We start from the raw sequence: 273 nt of genomic DNA, 5'->3' as shown, positions 1-273 counted from the left end.
ATCAAGGGAGCCTGTGATGCTCACGCTGACCGGCACCATTCGAGCAGTCACCACCCTGGGTGGTGGCGTCAACAAGAAGACCGGCGAGGTGATCCCCACCCGCCCGGTTCTCCAGATCGAGGGCCTCGATAACCGTAGCCTCGTTCAACTCTTCACCCTCACAGTTCCGGACACCAAGCCTTTCGAGGGCCGAGTGGGTGAGCAGGTGTCCGTGCCGGTGCGTGCGTGGGCTCCTGGCGCGTCGGTGAGCCTCGCCTATGAGGGGGGCAAGGT

1 protein-coding gene is annotated in these 273 nt (G+C 64.1%); it reads left to right on the top strand.

Annotation, left to right across the window (positions count from 1 at the left end; translation table 11 throughout):
• Positions 1 to 16: 16 nt before the first annotated feature.
• Positions 17 to 273 (top strand): hypothetical protein (locus ABG80_RS18435; protein WP_152987743.1); only part of this gene is annotated, 257 nt, incomplete at its 3' end.

The sequence above is a fragment of the Aquabacterium parvum genome (genome assembly GCF_001447195.1).
GTDB classification, from domain to species: Bacteria; Pseudomonadota; Gammaproteobacteria; order Burkholderiales; family Burkholderiaceae_C; genus Aquabacterium; species Aquabacterium parvum.
This window is presented reverse-complemented; position numbering and strand designations above follow the sequence as displayed.